Here is a 2,995-nt window from a genome sequence, read left to right as displayed (position 1 = left end):
TGACGCGACGGCCAACCGAATAGACCAGACTTGATTAAGGGTCGATGGACGCTCTGCTCCATCGACCCTTTCCTTGCTCTAGTCGCGGCGAAGGAAGCCCATCAAGGGGGAGTTTGAGGGGGCTTGCCCCCTCATGCACGCGCCGCCGCGTGCTGTCCGAGAACGTGAGCGACGCCGCGAACGGACGAGGGCTGGGGGGTCTCGGGGGGAACGCCCGAGCGGGTCAAGGGCAGCGCCCTTGCACGGCCAAGCGTAGCTTGGTATAACGTGACTATACCAAAGACTATACCAAAGCCGCTAACGCACCTTTAGGTGGTTCGAACTCGGGAGTTTGACATGACCGTAGCACCCTTGATTGCCATGAAGTCGACCAAATGCGAGAGCCTTGAAGCCGTGGGCAAGGAGCTGGACAGGCGGGCGCACACCTACGCCAACGATGTTGACCAGAGCGGCCGGCACATCGGCTACCGCTGCCGCGCCGAGGACGAGTGCCCGGTGCCGCTTGAGAAGGCGGTCGAGCGGCGCATGGCGGAACTCAAGACGAAGAGGAAGGTCAGGGAAAACCAAGTCCGCGCGATGGGGTTTATCGTGTCGACAAATGAAGCGCTTCCGGACGAGGAGACGGCCAAGGAGTTTCTTGACAGGTCGGTTCAGTGGTTCGGTGCGCGGTACGGATACGAGAACTTGCTCGCCGCCCAGATTCATCTGGACGAGGGAACCCCGCACGCGCACATCTGGATCGCCCCAGTCATCCGCGGCGAGGACGGCCACGACCGCCTGTGCGCCAAGGAGCTGTTCGCGCCCGACAAGCGGCGCAAGAACGCCGAGGGCAAGTGGGAGGTGACGGCCCAGGGAACCATGAGCAGGCTTCAGGAGGACTTCTGGGAGCAGGTCGCGAAGCCCTACGGGTACGAGCGCCCAATGCGCCACGAGCTGCGCGCGAAGGGCTACAGAAGCCTTGACGCGTACAAGGTGCAGGTCGGCACCACGAGGGCGCTCAAGTCCGAGATAGAGACCCTTGAGGGCGCGAGGGACAAGGCGAAGCACGGGGCGATAACTGCCAAGCGCGAGCTGAACGGTCTCGAGCAGCTTAGGGTTGAGAGCCATGTCAAATTGGGTGCCGTGACCGCCAAGGTCGATGAAAAGCGGGCGCAGGCTGCGGAAATCGACCGCCGAATCGCGGAGAAAATGGCCGAACTCGACCGCTTGGACGGCGAAATCGGCGAGAAAATCGAGCTTCGCAACGAGGTGGGCGATGACCTCCAGCGCGAGCAGCGGCGATTGGAGTCGGTTCGGCGCACGGCGGGACGGTTTGAGGAGGACGTTGAGGAGCTGGAAGCCATCGCTTCCCTCGCTGAGCGGTTCGACCACGCGGGACGCTTTGAGAAGCGCGGAATGCTCGATGAAATCGCTGCTCGATGCGATGGACTCCGCGGACGAGTCGGTCAGTTCGTGGAAGAGGTCAGAGAAGCGGTTGGACGGCTTGGGCTGGCAATTGCGGACCTCACCAGAAGGCTCGGGCCGAGAAGTGCGCGGATGACCACAAAGGCGCTCAAACGCGATTTGGCGGCCTTGGAGCGCGATTACGGGGAAGACGATGACAGAAGCCCCAAAGCCCGTGCTGCGGAAGCCCAGAGGGCTGCTAAGGCGCGGGATGCGAACCGTGACGATAGACCGCCGCGGCGGTCGTGGAGTCAGAGCCGCTGAAACGAAAACGCCCGCCCAGCCTTAAGCCAGGCGGGCGGGTCGTTCGTTTGAGGTACAATTCGGCAAAGGCGAACGGGGCTCCTACCCCCCGACGCTGACACTGAGGTCACGACTCAAATGCCACCGTAGTACCGCGGCCCCATTCTAGCACGCGGGCATCTGACTACAGCAAACTGGCAAACCATATCCGAGTTTGTGACCTCCCGAGACCCGGGAGGTTTTATTTTATGAGCGGCGAAAGTAAACAAATTGATGGGGTCGTGAATGACCCCGAGAACGGCGGCTTGAAATCCGGCCCTTGTCTAATAGCCGGATTTCATCAACTTTCGGAGGTTCGACCGTCTTACTGGAATGCATACAGAGCCGAATCTGGGGCAACGTTCTCAATCGATATGGTTCGCCTGAAGTTGTCGTTCATCAATGGCAAGGGCGAGTGGTTGAGCGGACACGCCCAGACTTTCGACTGCGACAGCATGAACGCATGGACGAGCAAGATTCGCCCTGGCGGTTGGTACGAGCTTTGGAGCTTCGCCATCGGCGATAGCTCGGTCGCGCTCGGCATCGGGTTCATAGAGCCGAGTTGCAAGGTCAACATGAATCGCGGGTTCGTTGAGTTCAACCCGAACAAGGTGGCTGGGGACAAGCGGTTCTGGCGGCTGCTGAAAAAGCTCGCGCCGTGCGTATCCCACGCGAGCTTGAAGCGGTATGACCTTGCCTACGACATCGAGTGCGCCCGCAAGGACTGTCGTTTGAGCAAGGACAGGCGGATGTACAAAGCCGTTATCAGCAACGGCATCACGGAATACCTCGGGGTCAAGAACACTGCTGGGTACGTGAAGGTCTACGACAAGGCAGCAGAGATGAACCTGTCGGGCGTGCTGACGCGCATCGAGCTGACGTGCGATGGCGAGTGGGACGCGGCGCAGGTTGCCGCACACTGGCCGCAGGTTCATGCGTGGGGCCCAGCCGGTGCGGACGATGCGCCGCCGCGCTCGCGTGATTGGCTGCGCTTGCTTGGGATGCTTCTGGCAGAAAAGGCAGAGCGGAACGAGGAAATCGAGACTTACGTTTCCATGCTCAATTGGAAGCAGAAAAAGCGCGCGCGTGATTTTTTGCGAGCGAACTTCCTCACCATGCCGACCGACTGCGCCGCCGCAGCCGTTGCCGAAGCGCGGAGTTGGTGCGCTCGGTTCGAGTAGACGGGTCAATGTAGCAATGCGTGACTACGGGGCGGCGTGGTCTGCGCTCGCGCAGATCTAAGCCGACTCGTTCACGGATTGCGGAATTG

General features: G+C 61.0%; 2 protein-coding genes. Both read left to right on the top strand.

The genetic code is table 11. The features are described from left to right. The first annotated feature begins 336 nt into the window (after positions 1-336). Positions 337-1,707 (top strand): MobV family relaxase, encoded by a 1,371-nt coding sequence (gene mobV, locus AB5026_RS18765; RefSeq protein ID WP_368092399.1) that lies wholly within the window; start codon positions 337-339, stop codon positions 1,705-1,707. A gap of 227 nt (positions 1,708-1,934) precedes the next feature. Then, positions 1,935-2,906: a hypothetical protein gene (locus tag AB5026_RS18760; protein WP_368092397.1), complete on the top strand. Its 972-nt coding sequence runs from the start codon at positions 1,935-1,937 to the stop codon at positions 2,904-2,906. Positions 2,907-2,995 lie beyond the last annotated feature (89 nt).

Origin of the sequence: Blautia sp. RTP21359st1_E11_RTP21359_211015, from assembly GCF_040910705.1 — a bacterium.
Classification (GTDB): Bacteria; Bacillota; Clostridia; order Lachnospirales; family Lachnospiraceae; genus Blautia_A; species Blautia_A fusiformis.
This window is presented reverse-complemented; position numbering and strand designations above follow the sequence as displayed.